At 63.9% G+C, this 18,573-nt stretch carries 20 protein-coding genes; 12 read left to right on the top strand and 8 right to left on the bottom strand.

What is annotated here, in order from left to right; all coding sequences use genetic code 11:
• The first annotated feature begins 294 nt into the window (after positions 1 to 294).
• Genes coxB through IRZ56_RS12105 form a run of 4 tightly spaced genes read left to right on the top strand, consistent with a single transcriptional unit; the run spans position 295 to position 4,535 of the window.
• Complete coding sequence (gene coxB / locus IRZ56_RS12120) at positions 295 to 1,422, top strand: cytochrome c oxidase subunit II (protein ID WP_196145156.1); 1,128 nt, start codon at positions 295 to 297, stop codon at positions 1,420 to 1,422.
• 43 nt (positions 1,423 to 1,465) lie between these two features.
• Complete coding sequence (gene ctaD / locus IRZ56_RS12115; protein ID WP_196145155.1) at positions 1,466 to 3,055, top strand: cytochrome c oxidase subunit I; 1,590 nt, start codon at positions 1,466 to 1,468, stop codon at positions 3,053 to 3,055.
• 9 nt (positions 3,056 to 3,064) lie between these two features.
• A complete protein-coding gene (locus tag IRZ56_RS12110; protein WP_196145154.1) occupies positions 3,065 to 3,631 on the top strand; it encodes a cytochrome c oxidase assembly protein in 567 nt (188 codons plus the stop codon).
• A gap of 16 nt (positions 3,632 to 3,647) precedes the next feature.
• A complete protein-coding gene (locus IRZ56_RS12105; protein WP_196145153.1) occupies positions 3,648 to 4,535 on the top strand; it encodes a cytochrome c oxidase subunit 3 in 888 nt (295 codons plus the stop codon).
• 71 nt (positions 4,536 to 4,606) lie between these two features.
• Here IRZ56_RS12105 and IRZ56_RS12100 read toward each other — a convergent pair whose 3' ends face one another.
• The gene (locus IRZ56_RS12100) at positions 4,607 to 4,810 is read right to left on the bottom strand and encodes a twin transmembrane helix small protein (RefSeq protein WP_196145152.1); all 204 of its coding nucleotides are present in this window, start codon (positions 4,808 to 4,810) and stop codon (positions 4,607 to 4,609) included.
• Positions 4,811 to 4,873: 63 nt separating this feature from the next.
• Here IRZ56_RS12100 and IRZ56_RS12095 point away from each other — a divergent pair, with 63 nt between their 5' ends.
• The 6 genes from IRZ56_RS12095 to IRZ56_RS12070 all read left to right on the top strand — a co-directional run bounded on the left by IRZ56_RS12095 (position 4,874) and on the right by IRZ56_RS12070 (position 9,304).
• Positions 4,874 to 5,617: an SURF1 family protein gene (locus IRZ56_RS12095; RefSeq protein ID WP_196145151.1), complete on the top strand. Its 744-nt coding sequence runs from the start codon at positions 4,874 to 4,876 to the stop codon at positions 5,615 to 5,617.
• Positions 5,583 to 6,167, top strand: a complete 585-nt coding sequence (locus IRZ56_RS12090; protein ID WP_196145150.1) for a hypothetical protein — start codon at positions 5,583 to 5,585, stop codon at positions 6,165 to 6,167. The genes IRZ56_RS12095 and IRZ56_RS12090 overlap by 35 nt, the downstream gene beginning before the upstream one ends.
• A 9-nt stretch (positions 6,168 to 6,176) precedes the next feature.
• Positions 6,177 to 7,250, top strand: coding sequence for a COX15/CtaA family protein (locus IRZ56_RS12085; RefSeq protein ID WP_196145149.1), 1,074 nt, complete (start codon positions 6,177 to 6,179; stop codon positions 7,248 to 7,250).
• Positions 7,235 to 8,134 (top strand): heme o synthase, encoded by a 900-nt coding sequence (gene cyoE, locus IRZ56_RS12080; protein WP_196145148.1) that lies wholly within the window; start codon positions 7,235 to 7,237, stop codon positions 8,132 to 8,134. Before IRZ56_RS12085 ends, cyoE begins: the two co-directional genes overlap by 16 nt.
• Positions 8,131 to 8,763 (top strand): SCO family protein, encoded by a 633-nt coding sequence (locus IRZ56_RS12075; RefSeq protein WP_196145147.1) that lies wholly within the window; start codon positions 8,131 to 8,133, stop codon positions 8,761 to 8,763. The genes cyoE and IRZ56_RS12075 overlap by 4 nt, the downstream gene beginning before the upstream one ends.
• Before the next feature lie 103 nt (positions 8,764 to 8,866).
• Positions 8,867 to 9,304 (top strand): hypothetical protein, encoded by a 438-nt coding sequence (locus tag IRZ56_RS12070; RefSeq protein WP_196145146.1) that lies wholly within the window; start codon positions 8,867 to 8,869, stop codon positions 9,302 to 9,304.
• Between the two features lie 123 nt (positions 9,305 to 9,427).
• On the opposite strand, the gene IRZ56_RS12065 is transcribed toward IRZ56_RS12070, so the two are convergent.
• From IRZ56_RS12065 to IRZ56_RS12055, 3 genes are all read right to left on the bottom strand, one after another.
• Positions 9,428 to 10,198, bottom strand: a complete 771-nt coding sequence (locus tag IRZ56_RS12065; RefSeq protein WP_196145145.1) for a MetQ/NlpA family ABC transporter substrate-binding protein — start codon at positions 10,196 to 10,198, stop codon at positions 9,428 to 9,430.
• Between the two features lie 64 nt (positions 10,199 to 10,262).
• The gene (locus tag IRZ56_RS12060) at positions 10,263 to 10,934 is read right to left on the bottom strand and encodes a methionine ABC transporter permease (protein ID WP_196145144.1); all 672 of its coding nucleotides are present in this window, start codon (positions 10,932 to 10,934) and stop codon (positions 10,263 to 10,265) included.
• The gene (locus tag IRZ56_RS12055) at positions 10,934 to 11,941 is read right to left on the bottom strand and encodes a methionine ABC transporter ATP-binding protein (protein ID WP_196145143.1); all 1,008 of its coding nucleotides are present in this window, start codon (positions 11,939 to 11,941) and stop codon (positions 10,934 to 10,936) included. The genes IRZ56_RS12060 and IRZ56_RS12055 overlap by 1 nt, the downstream gene beginning before the upstream one ends.
• A gap of 221 nt (positions 11,942 to 12,162) precedes the next feature.
• Between IRZ56_RS12055 and katE the strand changes: the two genes are divergently transcribed.
• The gene (gene katE / locus IRZ56_RS12050; RefSeq protein ID WP_196145142.1) at positions 12,163 to 14,307 is read left to right on the top strand and encodes a catalase HPII; all 2,145 of its coding nucleotides are present in this window, start codon (positions 12,163 to 12,165) and stop codon (positions 14,305 to 14,307) included.
• 259 nt (positions 14,308 to 14,566) lie between these two features.
• On the opposite strand, the gene IRZ56_RS12045 is transcribed toward katE, so the two are convergent.
• The 4 genes from IRZ56_RS12045 to zur all read right to left on the bottom strand — a co-directional run bounded on the left by IRZ56_RS12045 (position 14,567) and on the right by zur (position 17,431).
• Positions 14,567 to 15,271, bottom strand: a complete 705-nt coding sequence (locus tag IRZ56_RS12045) for a PA5502 family lipoprotein (RefSeq protein ID WP_196145141.1) — start codon at positions 15,269 to 15,271, stop codon at positions 14,567 to 14,569.
• Between the two features lie 129 nt (positions 15,272 to 15,400).
• Positions 15,401 to 16,183 (bottom strand): zinc ABC transporter permease subunit ZnuB, encoded by a 783-nt coding sequence (gene znuB / locus IRZ56_RS12040; RefSeq protein ID WP_196145140.1) that lies wholly within the window; start codon positions 16,181 to 16,183, stop codon positions 15,401 to 15,403.
• Positions 16,176 to 16,949 (bottom strand): zinc ABC transporter ATP-binding protein ZnuC, encoded by a 774-nt coding sequence (gene znuC, locus IRZ56_RS12035; protein ID WP_196145211.1) that lies wholly within the window; start codon positions 16,947 to 16,949, stop codon positions 16,176 to 16,178. Before znuC ends, znuB begins: the two co-directional genes overlap by 8 nt.
• A complete protein-coding gene (gene zur / locus IRZ56_RS12030; RefSeq protein ID WP_196145139.1) occupies positions 16,946 to 17,431 on the bottom strand; it encodes a zinc uptake transcriptional repressor Zur in 486 nt (161 codons plus the stop codon). Before zur ends, znuC begins: the two co-directional genes overlap by 4 nt.
• Before the next feature lie 18 nt (positions 17,432 to 17,449).
• Between zur and IRZ56_RS12025 the strand changes: the two genes are divergently transcribed.
• Complete coding sequence (locus IRZ56_RS12025; protein WP_196145138.1) at positions 17,450 to 18,403, top strand: zinc ABC transporter substrate-binding protein; 954 nt, start codon at positions 17,450 to 17,452, stop codon at positions 18,401 to 18,403.
• The last annotated feature ends 170 nt before the right edge of the window (positions 18,404 to 18,573 follow it).

The raw sequence follows: 18,573 nt of genomic DNA, 5'->3' as shown, positions 1-18,573 counted from the left end.
ACCCCGAGACACGTGTGTCGCTGTGGTTATATCAATGTGCCATCATTTTGCTCCATCCCAGTAACTGCAAGGCTTTCAAACGATTGCGTGAATCGATGAAGTTGATTTCATGGCTGCCGTTGCGTGCCGTTGGTCGCTGTCTATACTCCCGGTGAACGTGATTCGTTGATGAGGCCCGACTGCCGTTTGCAGGGGCTCGGTCGTCGAAGCCAGGCAGTCTTGGCCACCCACCCCTCCTTAGCCGTAAGGTCGTCCACGCCTCCGGGACAACAAGAACGATAAGGGGAACCCGCAATGATGCGACATCCACATGTCTGGATGGGCCTCCTGTTGTGGTTGGTGTTTGGCCAGGCCCATGCCGCCTGGACCGTGAACATGGCACCGGGGGCGACGGAAGTCTCCAACGCCGTGTTCGACCTGCACATGACCATCTTCTGGATCTGCGTGGTCATCGGCATCGTGGTGTTCGGCGCGATGTTCTGGTCGATGGTCATCCACCGCCGCTCCACGGGCCAGGAACCTGCGCATTTCCACGAGCACACCTGGGTGGAAATCCTCTGGACGGTTGTCCCCTTCCTGATCCTCGTGGCCATGGCCATCCCGGCCACCAAGACCCTGATCGACATCTACGATGCCAGCGAGTCGGACATCGATATCCAGGTCACCGGCTACCAGTGGAAGTGGCACTACAAGTACCTGGGGCAGGACGTGGAGTTTTTCAGCAACCTGGCCACCCCCGCCGAGCAGATCCACAACAAGGCGCCCAAGGATGAGCACTACCTGCTCGAAGTGGACCAGCCGCTGGTACTGCCGGTCGGCGCCAAGGTGCGCTTCCTGGTGACCGCCGCCGATGTCATCCACTCCTGGTGGGTGCCGGCCTTCGCGGTCAAGCGCGACGCCATCCCCGGCTTCGTCAACGAGGCCTGGACGCGCATCGAGAAGCCCGGCATCTACCGCGGCCAGTGCACCGAGCTGTGCGGGAAGGACCACGGTTTTATGCCGGTGGTGGTCGAGGTCAAGTCCAAGGCTGACTACGACACCTGGCTTGGCGAGCGCAAGGCCGAGGCGGCCAAGCTCAAGGAGCTGACCAGCAAAGAGTGGACCCTCGAGGAGTTGGTCGAACGGGGCGACAAGGTTTACCACACCACCTGTGTGTCCTGTCACCAGGCCGAGGGCCAGGGCCTGCCGCCGATGTTCCCGGCGCTCAAAGGCTCGAAGATCGCCACCGGGCCCAAGGAAGAGCACCTGAACGTGGTGTTCCATGGCCGGCCCGGCACCGCCATGGCCGCGTTCGGCAAGCAGCTGTCGGAAGTCGATATCGCCGCCGTGGTGACCTACGAGCGCAACGCCTGGGGCAACAACAAGGGTGACATGGTCACGCCGAAGGACGTGCTGGCGCTCAAGCAGGCCGAAGCGCAATGAACCGGGTTACTCGCGGCAATCAATGGATTGCAGGAGACAGGACATGAGTGCAGTGATCGACGACCACGCCCAGGGCCATGACCATGCTCACGGCCCGGCCAAGGGCTTGATGCGCTGGGTGCTGACCACCAACCACAAGGACATCGGCACGATGTACCTGTGGTTCGCCTTCACCATGTTTCTGCTTGGCGGTTCCTTCGCCATGGTGATCCGCGCCGAGCTGTTCCAGCCTGGGCTGCAGATCGTGGAACCGGCGTTCTTCAACCAGATGACCACCATGCACGGTCTGATCATGGTGTTCGGCGCCGTGATGCCGGCCTTCGTCGGCCTGGCCAACTGGATGATCCCGCTGATGATCGGCGCGCCGGACATGGCCCTGCCACGGATGAACAACTTCAGCTTCTGGCTGCTGCCGGCGGCCTTCCTGTTGCTGGTCTCGACCTTGTTCAGCCCCGGCGGCGGGCCGAACTTCGGCTGGACGTTCTATGCGCCGCTGTCGACCACGTATGCACCGGCCAGCGTGACCTTCTTTATATTCGCCATCCACCTGATGGGTATCAGCTCGATCATGGGCGCCATCAACGTGATCGCTACCGTGCTCAACCTTCGCGCACCCGGCATGACCTTGATGAAGATGCCGCTGTTCGTCTGGACCTGGCTGATCACCGCGTTCCTGCTGATCGCGGTGATGCCAGTGCTGGCCGGCGTGGTGACCATGATGCTGATGGACATCCATTTCGGCACCAGCTTCTTCAGTGCGGCCGGGGGCGGTGACCCGGTGCTGTTCCAGCACGTGTTCTGGTTCTTCGGCCACCCCGAGGTGTACATCATGATCCTGCCGGCGTTCGGTGCGGTCAGTTCGATCATCCCGGCGTTTTCGCGCAAACCACTGTTCGGCTACACCTCGATGGTCTATGCCACCGGCGCCATCGCCTTCCTGTCGTTCATCGTCTGGGCCCACCATATGTTCGTGGTCGGCATCCCGGTGGTGGGCGAGCTGTTCTTCATGTACGCCACCATGCTGATCGCCGTGCCCACGGGGGTGAAGGTGTTCAACTGGGTCAGCACCATGTGGCAGGGGGCGCTGACCTTCGAAGCGCCAATGTTGTTCGCCATCGCCTTCGTCATCCTGTTCACCATCGGTGGGTTCTCCGGCCTGATGCTGGCCATCGCCCCGGCGGACTTCCAGTACCACGACACCTATTTCGTGGTCGCCCACTTCCACTATGTGCTGGTGCCGGGGGCGATCTTCGGTATTTTCGCCTCGGCCTACTACTGGCTGCCGAAATGGACCGGGCACATGTACGACGAAACCCTGGCCAGGCTGCATTTCTGGCTGTCGTTCATCGGCATGAACCTGGCTTTCTTCCCCATGCACTTCGTTGGGCTGGCCGGCATGCCGCGGCGCATACCGGACTACAACCTGCAGTTCGCCGACTTCAACATGGTGTCGTCGATCGGTGCCTTCATGTTCGGCGCTACGCAGATATTCTTCCTGTTCATCGTCATCAAGTGCATCCGTGGCGGCGCGCCGGCACCGGCCAAGCCCTGGGATGGCGCCGACGGGCTGGAATGGTCGGTGCCATCGCCGGCGCCTTACCACACCTTCCAGACTCCGCCGGAAGTGAAATAGGGCCGGGCTATGAACAGCCTCTCGCTCAAGCGCCTGGTCAGCCGCCTGTTGATGCTGACGGTGGTGATGTTCGCCTTCGGCTTCGCCCTGGTGCCGATCTACGACGTGATGTGCAGGGCGTTCGGCATCAACGGCAAGACCGGCGGGCAGTACGAGGGCAGCCAGGTCAGCGACCCGACGCGCACGGTGCGGGTGCAGTTCATGTCGACCAACGCCAGCGACATGGTCTGGGAGTTTCACTCCACGGCCGATCAGTTGGAAGTCAACCCCGGGGCGGTGAACCAGATGGTCTTCGTGGCCCGCAACCCGACCGACAAACCCATGAGCGCCCAGGCGATTCCCAGCATCACCCCGGCCGAGGCCGCGGCGTACTTTCACAAGACCGAGTGCTTCTGCTTCACCCAGCAGGTGCTGCAGCCTGGCGAACGCATCGAGATGCCGGTGCGGTTCATAGTCGACCGCGACCTACCGGCCAACGTGAAGCACCTGACACTGGCCTACACCTTGTTCGACATCACCGCTCGCCACCCGCCGGTCGCCCGTATCGCGGCCCAGGACGACCAGGGCGCCCGTTAAGGGAAGGAGAACAGCAATGGCAAGTCACGAGCACTACTACGTCCCGGCGCAGAGCAAGTGGCCGATCATCGCGACGATCGGCATGTTCATCACGGTGTTCGGCCTGGCTACCTGGTTCAACGACCTCAAGGCCGGCCACCCCGAGTCCCATGGGCCGCTGATCTTCTTCATCGGCGCGCTGTTCCTGGCCTACATGCTGTTCGGCTGGTTCGGCGCGGTGGTCAAGGAAAGCCGTGCGGGGCTGTACAGCGCGCAGATGGATCGCTCGTTCCGCTGGGGCATGAGCTGGTTCATCTTCTCCGAGGTGATGTTCTTCCTGGCGTTCTTCGGTGCGCTGTTCTACGTGCGGGTGCTGGCCGGGCCCTGGTTGGGTGGCGAGGGGCACAAAGGCATCGCCCATATGCTCTGGCCGACGTTCGAGTTCGCTTGGCCACTGCTGCATACACCGGACCCGAAGCTGTTCCCGCCACCGAAGGAAATCATCGACCCGTGGCACCTGCCGCTGATCAATACCATCCTGCTGGTCAGTTCCAGCGTGACGGTGACCATCGCCCACCATGCGCTGCGCAAGAACCATCGCGGCACGCTGAAACTCTGGCTCGGGCTGACCATTCTGCTGGGCCTGTCGTTCCTGGCGTTGCAGGCCTACGAGTACCACGAGGCGTATACCAAGCTGGGGCTGACCCTGGGGTCGGGGATCTATGGCGCGACCTTCTTCATGCTCACCGGATTCCACGGGGCTCACGTGACCTTGGGCACCCTGATTCTGATCGTGATGTTCGTGCGGGTTTTGCGCGGGCACTTCGACCCCGACAAGCACTTCGGTTTCGAAGCGGCCAGCTGGTATTGGCACTTCGTGGATGTGGTGTGGGTGGGGCTGTTCATCTTTGTGTATGTGCTCTGATATCGGATTGGGGCCGCTGCGCGCCCCATCGCGGCACAAGGCCGCTCCTACAAAAGGGGGCGGTGTAGGGATTAGAAGGGGGCGTGGGAGACCAGCTGGCCGCTGATCAGGCCCCAGGCCACCAGGGCGATGGTGAGCGTGGCAAGGGCCACCCGTACGGTCAGGGCCTTGAGCAGGCGGGTCGAGTGGTCGTCGTCCTTGACCAGGAACACCAGGCCGCTGAACAGGCTGGCGATGGTGGCCAACAGCATCAGGACAATCGCGGCCTTGAGCATGGCGAAACTCCGGGGGGATGCAGTGATGAACATCAGTATAGCGATCGGCCTGACGAGGCTGTGGTGAGGCCGTTTCGCCCAGGCTGGGTACCGACCCTGGTGGTGCTCGCGCTACTGCCAGGGCTGATTGCGCTCGGCTGTTGGCAACTGGGGCGAGCTGACGAGAAGCGGGCGCTGCTGGCCATCCATGCCGAGCGCCGAGTCGAAGCGCCGTTGGCCAGCGGGCAGCTGGCGCAGGTGCCTGACCCGGCTTACCGCCGCGTGCACCTGTACGGACGTTTCGACGGCGAGCACAGCCTGCTGCTGGACAACCGCATGCGCGATGGCCGGGCAGGCGTCGAGTTGCTGCAGCCTTTCCATGACCAGGCGTCCGGCGTGTGGCTACTGGTCAACCGCGGTTGGCTGCCTTGGCCAGATCGCCGCGAGCCCGTGCGCTTCGACACCCCCAATCAGGCGCTGGCCCTCGAAGCCTCGGTCTACGTCGCGCCCGGCGCGGCCTTCCAGCTGCACCCCGATCCGGTGGGCGGCCAGTGGCCGCACCTGCTGACCGCCATCGACCCGGCCCAACTGTGGCAACAACTGGGCCGTGAAGGTTTCGCCCATGAACTGCGCCTGGAGCCGGGCCCGGCCAGCTATCGGCTGGACTGGCCGGTGGTCGCCATGGGCCCGGAAAAACACCTGGGCTACGCCGTGCAGTGGTTTGCCCTGGCCACGGCACTGGTGCTGCTCTTCCTCTATTTCGGCTGGCATGACAAGAAAAAGGAGAACGACCATGGGCGCCGCAACGAGTCCACTGGACATGCCTGAACGCGGCAAACCCCGTGCACGCGGGCGTTTGCAGCTGATCCTGATTCTGCTGGTGGTGCTGGGGCCGATGATCCTCGCCACCAGCATGTACAAGCTCAAGTTCTGGGTGCCGGACGGCCGCAGCTACCACGGCCAGATGATCGGCAACGGCCAGGGCCGGAGCGATATCGGCATCGATGCCCAGGAGACGCGCTGGCAGTTGCTGGTCAGCGCGCCGTCGGCCTGCGCCGCGGATTGCCAGCAGCTGGTGTACCTGGTGCGGCAGATCCAGATCGGCCTGGGCCGAGATGCCACCCGTGCCAGCCATGCACTGGCCACGGCGCAACCGTTGGCGGCCGACTACCAGGCCTTGCTGGGCCGCGAATACCCGCAGTTGCAGCGCTATTCCTTGGATACCCAGCGCTACGGCCAGAACGTCAGTGAGCCGGGCCCGCAGCTGTGGATCGTCGACCCCCACGGCAACCTGGTGCTGCGCTACGACGCCAAGGTCAACGGCAAGCATGTGCTGGACGACCTGCGCCATCTGCTCAAGCTGTCCAACATCGGCTAGGAGGCCACCATGGCCAGACCCGGATACCGTCTCGCTGTATTCGCCACCCTGCTGGCACTGCTGGTCGTCCTGCTCGGCGCCTACACCCGGCTCACCCATGCCGGCCTCGGCTGCCCGGACTGGCCGGGCTGCTACGGTTTCATCGGCGTGCCCAAGACCGAAGCGCAGCTCGCCCATGCCGAGCTGCGCTTCCCGGACCATCCGGTGGAACAGGCCAAGGGCTGGGCGGAGATGGTCCATCGCTATTTCGCCGGTACCTTGGCGACGGTGATCGCGCTGCTGGCGTTCCAGGCAGTGCGCCGCCATGCCCGTGATGGCCAGCCGTATCGCCTGCCGCTGCTGTTGCTTGGCGTGGTGCTCGCCCAGGCAGCGTTCGGCATGTGGACAGTCACGCTCAAGCTCTGGCCCCAGGTGGTCACGGCCCATCTGCTGGGCGGCTTCACCACCCTGAGCTTGTTGTTCCTGTTGTCGCTGCGTCTGTCCCGGGCCTTTGCGCCGTTGCCCAAGCTGCCCTTGAGCCTGCGCCGAATCGCGGCGCTGGCCCTGCTGGTGGTCATCGGGCAGATCGCCCTGGGGGGCTGGGTCAGCGCCAATTATGCGGCGGTCGCCTGTATCGACCTGCCCACCTGCCATGGTCAGTGGTGGCCGGCGGCGGATTTCAGCAATGGTTTCCACCTGACCCAGCACGTAGGGCCCAACTACCTGGGCGGGCAATTGGACAGCGATGCGCGCACGGCCATCCACATCAGCCACCGCCTCGGTGCCCTGATGGTGGTCGCGGTGTTGCTGCTGCTCAGCTGGAAACTGCACCGCAATGGCCTCACCGCGCTGGCGCGCCTGGTGTTGCTGGCGTTGGCGGTGCAGGTGGGCCTGGGCATCAGTAACGTGCTGCTGCACCTGCCCCTGGGCGTTGCGGTGGCGCACAACGCCGGTGGCGCCCTGCTGTTGCTGTGCATGGTGCTGGTCAACTACCGCATCCGCGTGGTCGATAAGGTCCGCGTGGGCCATGGCTGGCGTCTGACGCCGGTGGCGGGCGTGGCGATCACTCCCCAAATGAGGCATGAGTCGTGGCGACGCTTCTAGATCAAGGCAGGCGACAAGCCAGCTGGCGCGACTACCTGGAGCTGACCAAGCCGAAGGTGGTGGTGCTGATGCTGATCACGTCCCTGGTGGGCATGTTCCTCGCCACCCGTGCCGGCGTGCCCTGGACCGTGCTGGTATTCGGCAACCTCGGTATCGCGTTGTGCGCAGGGGGTGCGGCGGCGGTCAACCATGTGGTGGATCGGCGCATCGATGCGTTGATGGCCCGTACCCACAAACGCCCCCTGGCCGAGGGCCGGGTTGCGCCCATGCCGGCGCTGGCGTTCGCCCTGGCCTTGGCGCTGCTGGGCATGGCCGTGCTGTTGGTCTTCACCAATGCCCTGACCGCCTGGCTGACGCTGGGCTCTCTGGTCGGCTATGCGGTGATCTACACGGGCTTTCTGAAGCGGGCCACGCCACAGAACATCGTGATCGGCGGCCTGGCGGGCGCGATGCCGCCCTTGCTGGGCTGGGTGGCGGTGAGCGGGCACGTCAGCGCTGAACCGCTGCTGTTGGTGTTGATCATCTTCGCCTGGACGCCACCGCACTTCTGGGCCTTGGCCATCCACCGCAAGGAGGAGTACGCCAAGGCGGATATCCCCATGTTGCCGGTGACCCATGGCGAACGCTATACCAAGCTGCACATCCTGCTCTATGCCTTCGTGCTGCTGGCGGCGAGCTTGCTGCCGTTCGTCATCCACATGAGTGGCCTGCTGTACCTGGCCTGTGCCCTGGCGCTTGGTCTGCGCTTTGTCCGTTGGGCCTGGGTGTTGTACCGTGGCACCCAGCCGCACGCCGCGATCGGCACCTTCAAGTACTCCATCGTGTACCTGTTCCTGCTGTTCATCGCGCTGCTTCTGGACCACTACCTGTTGCCGAGCCTATGACCCGAACCCAGAAAACCGTCTTCATCCTCGTCGCCGTGGTCGCCCTGATCCTGGGCCTGACCGTGAACAAGGTGCTCAACGACCGCGGCCAGGCCAACCCTGCCGATCTCATCGATGCCGGCATCATCCTGCTGCCCCAGAGCCGCAGCGTGCCGGATGTGAAGATGACCGACCAGGACGGCCAGCCGGTGGCGCTGGATGACCTCAAGGGCAAGTGGTCGCTGCTGTTCTTCGGCTACACCTACTGCCCGGACATCTGCCCGACCACCCTGGCCCAGCTGCGCCAAGTCAAGAGCGAGCTGCCCAAGGAGGCGCTGGAGCGCCTGCGGGTGGTGCTGGTGAGCGTCGACCCGAACCGGGACACGCCGAACCAGCTCAAGCAGTACCTGGGCTACTTCGACAAGGATTTCGTCGGGGTGACCGGCTCGATCGAGGATACCCAGGCCCTGGCCAATGCCTTGAGCATTCCGTTCATCCCCGCCTACACCAGCAAACCTGGATATACCGTGGACCACAGCGGCAACCTGGCGATCGTCGGCCCGGATGGGCGCCAACGCGGCTTCATTCGCGCGCCGTTGAACAACCAGAAGCTGGTGGCGCAGCTGCCGGGGCTGGTCAAGCGGGATTGAGATCGTTGGGCCTGCTGCGCAGGCCATCGCGGCACAAGGCCGCTCCTACAGGTGCCTCTGGGCCATCATCGGCAACTCTTGGCATCGGGAACCTGCGATTCAAATGAACCAGGAACAAAAAGCGAAGCTCACCTGGCGACTATGGGGTGGGCTCGATGCATTTCATATAGTTTCGTACATTGTGTACAGCGTGAGCCGCGGAAGACTTCCATTTTTTACAGACATACGTTTGGCGCTCGAGACACTGGAAGTCTATGGGGAAGGCGCCAGAGTATTCATGGCCGCCAGCGCAGTGCTCGAATTATCCATTTTCCTGAGTTGCTACCTTTTCGTCACTCAGCGGCGAGCAGCGAGATGGCTAGGATTCATGCAGACACCGTTCAGGCTGTTGTTGATGGTTCCATCTGTTTCGCTCCTTCCAGGCGTCCTGGGACTGTTTCCCGGCAATAGTGCAGTCTTCGCGATCATGCTGGTTATTGTGTCCGAAGTGCTGAAATGTTGGAGCCTTTGGCGGTTTTCAGGCTCGCGTATGCGCCATTGAACAATCAGATGCGGGTGGCGCAGTTGCCGGGATTGAGACCCAAAGCATCGCGGGACAGCGCCAACCTGTAGGAGCGGCCTTGTGCCGCGAAAGGGCCGCAAGGCGGCCCCTCTGGAGACAGGCTTAGAACGCCGGAATCACAGCGCCTTTGTATTTCTCGGTGATGAACTGCTTCACTTCCGGTGAATGCAGGGCATCGGCCAGTTTCTTCATGGCGGCGGAGTCCTTGTTGTCCGGGCGGGCCACCAGGATGTTCACGTACGGCGAGTCGCTGCCTTCGATGACCAGGGCGTCTTTTTCCGGATTCAGCTTGGCTTCCAGCGCATAGTTGGTGTTGATCAGCGCCAGGTCTACCTGGGTCAGCACACGCGGGATGGTGGCCGCTTCCAGCTCACGGAATTTCAGGTTCTTGTCGTTGCCGGTGATGTCTTTCACGGTCGACAGGATGTTCTTGTTGTCCTTGAGCTTGATCACGCCGGCCTTGTCCAGCAACAGCAGGGCGCGACCGCCATTTGTGGCGTCGTTGGGGATGACCACGGTGGCGCCGGACGGCAGCTCGTCGAGCTTCTTGATCTTGCTGGAGTAGGCGCCCAGCGGCTCCAAGTGCACGCCGGTGACGCTGACCAGCTCGGTGCCCTTGGCCTTGTTGAACTCATCCAGGTACGGCTGGTGCTGGAAGAAGTTGGCGTCCAGGCGTTTTTCCGCAACCTGCACGTTGGGCTGGATGTAGTCGGTGAATTCCTTGACCTTCAGTTCCACGCCTTCCTTGGCCAGTTGCGGCTTCACGAAGTTGAGGATCTCGGCGTGGGGCACCGGGGTGGCGGCGACGGTCAGGGGCTCGGCGTTGGCCGAGAAGGCCGCGACAGCGGCGACAACAGCAAGCAGCTTCTTCATTGATCACTCCTTGTGAGGGCCGCGACGGCCCCCGAACGGGTCGGCCAGGCCGACCCCATTGGGGTTACTTACGGGAAAAATGCACCACCAGTTTGTCGCCGACGCTCTGCAGAACTTGAACCAGAATCAGCAGCAGCACCACGGTGACCACCATCACGTCGGTCTGGAAACGCTGGTAGCCGAAGCGGATTGCCAGGTCGCCCAGGCCGCCGGCACCGACCACACCGGCCATGGCGGTGTAGGACACCAAGGTGATGGCGGTGACCGTGATGGCCGCGAAAATGCCCGGTCGGGCTTCTGGCAGCAGAGCACTCATGATGATCTGGCGAGTGGTGGCACCCATCGACTGGGTGGCCTCGATGATGCCGCGGTCCACTTCACGCAGGGCGGTTTCCACCAAGCGCGCGAAGAATGGCGTGGCCCCCACCACCAACGGCGGGATGGCACCGGCGACACCCAGCGAGGTGCCGGTGATCAGCACGGTGATCGGGATCATGACGATCAGCAGGATGATGAACGGCAGCGAGCGCAGGATGTTCACCACCAGCGACAGCAGCGCGTACACGCCCTTCTGCTCGAACATCTGCCGCGGGCCGCAGAGGAACAGCAGCACGCCCAGGGGCAGGCCCAGCAGCACGGTGAATAACAGCGAGCCGAACAGCATGATCATGGTGTCGATGGTGGCCAGCCAGATTTCGGCCCAGTCGACGTTGGCGAAGAAATTCAGGGCGTCCATCAACGCAGTACCTCCATATGAACATCAGCTGCCTTGAAGCGCGCGAACGCCGCTTCCATGTCGCCGCCGGTGACGGCGAGCGTGAGCTGCCCATAGGGGACGTCCTTGATGCGGTCGATACGCCCGGCCAGGATGCTGTAGTCCACACCCGTTTCGCGGGCCACAGTGCCCAGCAGCGGCGCATAGGTGGCGTCGCCCTGGAAGGTCAGGCGCACGATGCGGCCCGGTACATGGGCGAAGTCGTCGCGCTGCTCGCTCTCGTCGATCTGTTCGTCTTCCTGGACGAAACGCTTGGTGGTCGGGTGCTGCGGGTGTAGGAACACATCGGCCACCGGGCCTTGCTCGACGATCTGCCCGGCATCCATCACCGCCACGCGGTCGCAGACCCGGCGGATCACATCCATCTCATGGGTGATCAGCACGATGGTCAGCTTCAGCTCGCGATTGATCTCGGCCAGCAGTTGCAGGACCTGCCCGGTCGTCTGCGGGTCGAGGGCGCTGGTGGCCTCGTCGCACAGCAGGATCTTGGGGTTGGTGGACAGCGCGCGGGCGATGCCGACGCGTTGCTTCTGGCCGCCAGAAAGTTGGGCCGGGTACTTTTTCGCGTGGTCCGAAAGGCCCACGCGGGCCAGCAGCTCGACCACGCGCTTGTCGATCTCGGCGCGCGACAGCTCGCCAGCCAGGGTCAGCGGTAAGGCCACGTTGTCGGCCACGGTCTTGGAGGCCAGCAGGTTGAAGTGCTGGAAGATCATCCCGACCTGCTGGCGGAAGCGGCGCAGCTGATTGGAATCGAAGGCGGTGACGTCCTCGCCGTCGACGATGATCTTGCCGCCGCTGGGTGCTTCCAGGCGGTTGATCAGGCGCAGCAAGGTGCTCTTGCCGGCGCCGGAGTGCCCGATCAGGCCGAACACTTGGCCATTTTCAATGGTCAGGCTGGTCGGATTGAGGGCGGGAATATCCCTACCGCCGACGCGGTAGGTCTTGTGGACATTTTGAAACTCGATCACTGAGCGAACCTTGTGGGGCGCATGGAATTTGGGTCAGCGGTTAGCCGGGCCGCGCATTTTAGCCTGTTCCCATAGTTGTTCTTAGCATTTATTTCGACTTCAACCAATCCGTTGGGCATAACGCGACAACCGGTAATCCGATTGAACGCTCATCAACCGCTTCCAGTCACTACTTGAACGAGCCCGAACGGGCCGCTTGAAGACTGCTGAGGAGAGCCGATATGTCCAGCAAGACCCCGGATTCGCCCAAGGAAAGCCAGCTCGCGGGCACCCACACCCCTGATCGCGCCAATACCAATGCCAAGCTGCAAAGCCTAGAAGATGTACGCCGCGACGCCACTGGCCAGGCCTTGCGCACCAACCAGGGGGTGAAGATCGCCGACAACCAGAACACCCTGAAAGCCGGCGCGCGCGGGCCTTCGCTGCTCGAAGACTTCATCATGCGCGAGAAGATCACCCACTTCGACCATGAGCGCATTCCCGAGCGCATCGTCCATGCCCGCGGGACCGGCGCTCACGGCTACTTCCAAAGCTATGGCTGCCATGCCGAGCTGACTAAGGCCGGCTTCCTGCAGGACCCCGAGAAGATCACCCCGGTCTTCGTGCGCTTCTCCACCGTACAGGGGCCGCGCGGCTCGGGCGATACGGTGCGCGACGTGCGCGGGTTCGCGGTGAAGTTCTACACCGACGAGGGTAATTTCGACTTGGTGGGCAACAACATGCCGGTGTTCTTCATCCAGGACGCGATCAAGTTTCCCGATTTCGTCCATGCGGTGAAGCCCGAGCCGCACAATGAGGTCCCTACCGGCGCTTCGGCTCATGACACCTTCTGGGATTTCGTCTCGCTGGTGCCGGAATCGGCGCACATGGTCATGTGGGCGATGTCCGACCGCGCCATTCCGCGTAGTCTGCGGATGATGGAAGGCTTTGGCGTGCACACCTTCCGTCTGGTCAATGCCCAGGGCGTGGCGACCTTCGTCAAGTTCCACTGGAAGCCGCGCCAGGGCGTGCATTCGGTGCTCTGGGACGAAGCCCAGAAGCTTGGTGGCAAGGACCCCGACTTCCACCGCCGCGACCTGTGGGAAGCCATCGAGACGGGTGACTACCCAGAATGGGAACTGGGCGTGCAGATCGTCCCAGAAGCGGACGAGCACGCATTCGACTTCGACCTGCTCGACCCGACCAAGATCATCCCCGAGGAACTGGTGCCGGTAACACCACTGGGCAAGATGGTGCTCAACCGTAACCCGGACAACTTCTTTGCCGAGGTCGAACAGGTTGCGTTCTGCCCGGGCCACATCGTGCCGGGCATCGACTTCACCAACGACCCGCTGCTGCAGGGCCGGTTGTTCTCCTACACCGACACCCAGCTCAGCCGCCTTGGTGGGCCGAACTTCCACGAAATCCCGATCAACCGGCCGATCGTGCCGAACCACAGCGGCCAGCGCGATGCCATGCATCGCATGACCATCGACAAGGGCCGCACCTCCTACGAGCCCAATTCCATCGATGGCGGCTGGCCCAAGGAAACGCCACCGGCAGCACAAGATGGCGGTTTCGAGAGCTATCAGGAGCGCATCGATGCGCACAAGATCCGCCAGCGCAGCGACTCGTTCAGTGACCATTTCTCCCAGGCGCGGCTGTTTTTCCAGAGCATGAGCCCTACCGAGCAGCAACACATCATCAAGGCCTACAGCTTCGAATTGGGCAAGGTGGAGCGCGAGGCCATCCGCGCCCGGGAAGTCAACGAGATCCTGGCCAATATCGACCTGAAGCTTGCTGCGGCGGTTGCGGCCAACCTGGGCTTGCCCGCGCCCACGGCCGGTACCGTGCAGGTCAAAGGGGCGACGCCGGCACAATCGCCCGCCCTGAGTCAGATGAACCACCCTGGCAGCGTCGGTATCAAGGGGCGCAAGATCGCCCTACTGGTGGCCGATGGTGTCGATGGTGCCCAGGTCGATCGGCTGGTCAAGGCATTCGAGGCCGAGAGTGCACGCATCCTGGTATTGGGGCCGACCTCGGCATCGGTCACTACCGCCCAGGGCCAGGCGTTGCCGGTGGATGCGTCGATGGAAGGCATGCCGTCGGTGATGGTGGACGGCCTCTGGGTGCCGGCTGGCAAGGCGGCGCTTGAGGCGTTGGGCAAGAGCGGCCTGGCCAAGCATTACCTGCTCGAGGCCTACAAGCACCTCAAGCCCATGGGGTTGGCCAGTGACGGCAAGGGGTTGCTGGACGTGCTGGGGCTCAAGGAGGATGCCGGCCTGCTGCTGGGCGATGACCAGGCGGCGGTGGATGCCTTCGTGAAGGCATTGGAGCAGCACCGGGTGTGGGCGCGGGAGGCGATGGCCGAAGCGATCCCCGCGTAAAGGTCAGGGCAACCCGCTTTCCATAGGCGATCACCCAGCCCTTGTGGGAGCGGCGGTCCGACTTGCCCCGCGATCAAGGGCGAAGCCCTTGCCATACACCGTGATGGCAGGACTGCCCCAATCGCGGGACAAGCCCGCTCCCACCAGGCCTGTGCTGTCTTCAGAGATACCGCCGTACCTGTGGGAGCTGGCTTGCCAGCGATAGGACCGGGGCAAGCAACTCAAGACAGTTGGCTCCCACAAGGCGCCCCTGGCTTGGTCAGGAGCGATGTGGAACCAGCACCACCTGCGCCGGTAGCGCACGCTGGATTTCATGCCGCTGCTCGAGCTCGAACCCGCTGTCGAGCTTGTGCACCCGCTTGTGCAGCAAGGTCTTGAGCCACGGCGCGTCGTCCTTGCGCGGTACCTGGAACACCACCTCGCACTGGTAATTCACCACGTCGGCGGCGATGTCATCCAGCTGGCGGCGCATGGCACGGATATCGGTGGTCTTCAAGGCCACCACGGTGCTGGGCGCGCTCGGGTCGAGCACGCGGGCCTTGGGCTTGGCCTCGGCTGCCTTCAGCGCAGCTTCGGCTTTTTCCAGCTCGGCCCTGCGCGCCTGGGCCACGGCATCGCCACCGGTGACCGCCGGGGCCTGGGGCATCAGCGCACGTGCGCGGGCCAGGGCGGTGGCGGCGGCATTGACGTCGCCTTTCTGCAGCACGATCTGGCTGCGTTGCAGGTAGGCCTCGGCCAGTTGGCGCTGGTAAGGCTCCAGGCGCGCATCATCCGGCGACTGGGCCTGCAGGGCGGCCAATTGGTCTTCGGCGGTGGCCAGCTCGTTGCTGGTGATGCTCTGTTGCAACGCCTGCCAGGCATCGACCTGGGCCGGTGCGGCCGGTTCGGTCGGGGTGCTGGAACAGGCCGCCAGGAACAGGGAAAACGCGGCAACAAGCAGAAAACGGGAGGCGAACGGCTTCATTCCTGCGACTCTCTATTTGCGCAAAAAGCGAGCAAGTCTACACCCAGGTGCGCACGCTCGAAAATAAGTCTTACAGACCCTTTACCTAGGAAAAGGTTGCAGGGTACATCCGCATGCACCCTGAAATTTTCAGCGTTTGGGCAACGCCAGGCTCAGCAAGAATAGCATTGCGGCGCAGACCACGATCGACGGACCGGCCGGGGTGTCCTTGAACCAGGACATGGCCAGGCCGCCGCAGACCGCGACGACGCCCATCAGGCTGGCCCCCAGGGCCATCTGTTCGGGCGAGCGGGCGTGACGTTGTGCCGCGGCGGCTGGGATGATCAGCAGCGAGGTGATCAGCAGCACGCCGACGATCTTCATGGCCACGGCGATCACCACGGCGATCAGCAGCATCAGCGCCAGGCGCAGGCCGGTCACCGGCAGGCCCTCGACCATCGCCAGTTCCTCGTGCACGGTCACCGCCAGCAACGGCCGCCACAGGGCGGCGAGCAGCAGCAGGACCAAGGCACTACCGCCCAGGATCCAGGCCAGGTCCGTGGGGCTGATGGCGAGCAGGTCGCCGAACAGGTAGGCCATCAGGTCTATGCGGACATCACGCATGAAACTCAGGGCCACCAGGCCCAGCGACAGGGTACTGGGCGCGAGGATGCCGAGCAGGGTGTCTGAGGCCAAGGGCTGGCGTTGCTGCAGGGTGACCAGGAGGATGGCCAACAGCAGGCAGCCGACGGTGACTGCCAGGGCCGGGCTGATGTCCAGCGCCAGGCCCAGGGCCACGCCGAGCAGCGCGGCGTGGGACAGGGTATCGCCGAAATAGGCCATGCGCCGCCACACCACGAACGAGCCCAGGGGGCCAGCCACCAGCGCCAGGGCCAGGCCCGCAAGCAAGGCGTAGAGAAGAAAATCAGCCATGCTTGCAGTGCTCTCCGTGAACATGGGCGCCAGGGGCGATCACCGCGCCGTGCAGGTCGTGGCGGTGATCGTGGTGATGGTGGTAGACGGCCAGGCTCGGGGCATTCTGGCCGAACAGCTCGACGAAGGCCGGGTCGCCGCTGACCTGCTCCGGGTGCCCCGAACAGCACACATGGCGGTTCAGGCAGACCACCTGGTCGGTGGTGCTCATCACCAGGTGCAGGTCATGGGACACCATCAGCACGCCGCAGCCATGGCGATCGCGCAGGCGGGTGATCAGGCTGTACAGTTCGGCCTGGCCGGCGACGTCGACGCCCTGCACGGGTTCGTCGAGCACCAGCAGCTCCGGCTCGCGCAGCAATGCACGGGCCAGCAGCACGCGCTGCATCTCGCCGCCGGAGATGGTCTGGATGGGGCTGTCGATGACGTGTTCGGCGCCCACTTCCTGCAGCGCGGCCAGCGCCGCGGCGCGGTCGACGCCCGGTACCAGGCGCAGGAAGCGCAGCACGGACAGCGGCAGGGTGGCATCCACCTGGATTTTCTGCGGCATGTAGCCGATGCGCAGCCGGGGCTTGCGCCAGACCTTGCCACGGTGCGGCTTGAGCAGGCCGAGCACGGCGCGCACCAGGGTAGTCTTGCCGGCGCCGTTGGGGCCGATCAGGGTCACGATCTGGCGCGGGGCGACCGACAGGTCGATGCTGTCGAGCACCGCCTCGCCGGCGAAGGTGACCCCGACCTGCTCGAGGCGGATCAGCGCATCGCTCATGCCTGCCCCCGGCAGTTGCCACATAGGCCGACCACCTCGACGGTTTGCGTCTCGACGGTGAAGCCTACGCCCTTGGCGCTGGTGACGATGGCGTCGCTGATGCTGTCTTGCTCCAGCTCGATGGCTACGTGGCAGTGGCGGCAGATCAGGAACTGGCCCTGATGCGCGTGCTCGGGGTGGCTGCAGCCGATGAAGGCATTGAGCGAGGCGATGCGGTGTACCAGGCCGTTCTCCAGCAGGAAGTCCAGGGCGCGGTACACGGTCGGCGGCGCGGCGCGACGGCCGTCCTGCTCGCTCAATACCGCGAGGATGTCGTAGGCGCCCAGCGGTTTATGGCTCTGCCAGACCAGCTCCAGCACACGCCGACGCAAGGCGGTCAGGCGCAGCCCCTGGCGGTTGCACAGGGTGTCGGCTTCGGCCAGCGCACTGTGGACGCAGTGGGAATGATCGTGGGGACGGTTGGCCAGCGGCGTGATGGACATGGGCAGCGACGGTTCTGGATGGAGACGTTATTATGTTACTCCTTTCTGGCCCGCCGAGTATTCATCGTGTCCCGATTGCTAGCTTTTTTTGTCGTTTTCATCGCCTTCTCGGCCCATGCCGATGTGCGTGTCCTGACCAGCATCAAGCCCTTGCAGCAGATCGCCGCGGCGGTCCAGGACGGGATGGGCAGCCCGGAAGTCCTGCTTCCGCCTGGTGCCTCGCCGCATCACTATGCCTTGCGTCCTTCTGACGTGCGACGGGTGGCCGATGCCGACCTGCTGTACTGGATCGGCCCGGACATGGAAGGCTTCCTGCCCCGCGTGCTCAAGGGCCGCAGCAAGCCGAGCGTGGCGGTGCAGTCGCTCGAGGGCATGCACTTGCGACACTTCGGCGAAAGCGGTGAGGCCCATGAGGAAGACCATGATGACCACGACCATGACCATCGCCCTGGCAGCCTCGATGCACACCTGTGGTTGTCATCGGCCAATGCGCGGGTAATCGCGGCCAAAATGGCCAGCGACATGGCTGCCGCCGACCCGGCCAATGCCGCCCGCTACCAGGCCAACCTCAAGGCCTTCGTCGCGCGCCTGGGCGCCCTCGACCAGCGTCTGCAGGCCCGCGTTGCAGGTATCAAGGGCAAACCCTACTTCGTGTTCCACGAGGCGTTCGACTACTTCGAGGCGGCCTATGGCCTCAAGCATGCCGGGGTGTTCAGCGTGGCCTCGGAAGTGCAGCCGGGCGCGCAACATGTCGCGGCCATGCGCAAACGTCTGCAGGAAGTGGGCAAGACCTGTGTGTTCAGCGAGCCGCCACTGCGTCCGCGTCTGGCCGAAACGCTGACCGCCGGCTTGCCGGTGCGGTTGGCCGAGCTCGATGCCCTGGGCGGGAACGACCCTGCGGATGCCAAGGGGTATGAACGGTTGCTGGAAAAGCTGGGCAATGACCTGGCGGGGTGCCTGGAACAGCTTTGAAGCGGTGGTGTCGCCGCTGACACTATCGCGGGACAAGCCAGCTCCCACAGAGGCTCGGCAGACCACCCGGCCCTTCAGGCTGTGCGCTGGTCCTGCTGTCGCGCAGAGAACAAGCGGCTAGCGCCGCCCCCCTCTGTGGGAGCGGGCTTGCCCCGCGATCAAGGGCGAAG

Origin of the sequence: Pseudomonas guariconensis, from assembly GCF_015680235.1 — a bacterium.
Classification (GTDB): Bacteria; Pseudomonadota; Gammaproteobacteria; order Pseudomonadales; family Pseudomonadaceae; genus Aquipseudomonas; species Aquipseudomonas guariconensis_A.
The sequence above is the reverse complement of the archived record's forward strand: the minus strand, read 5'-3'. Positions and strand labels throughout refer to the sequence as shown.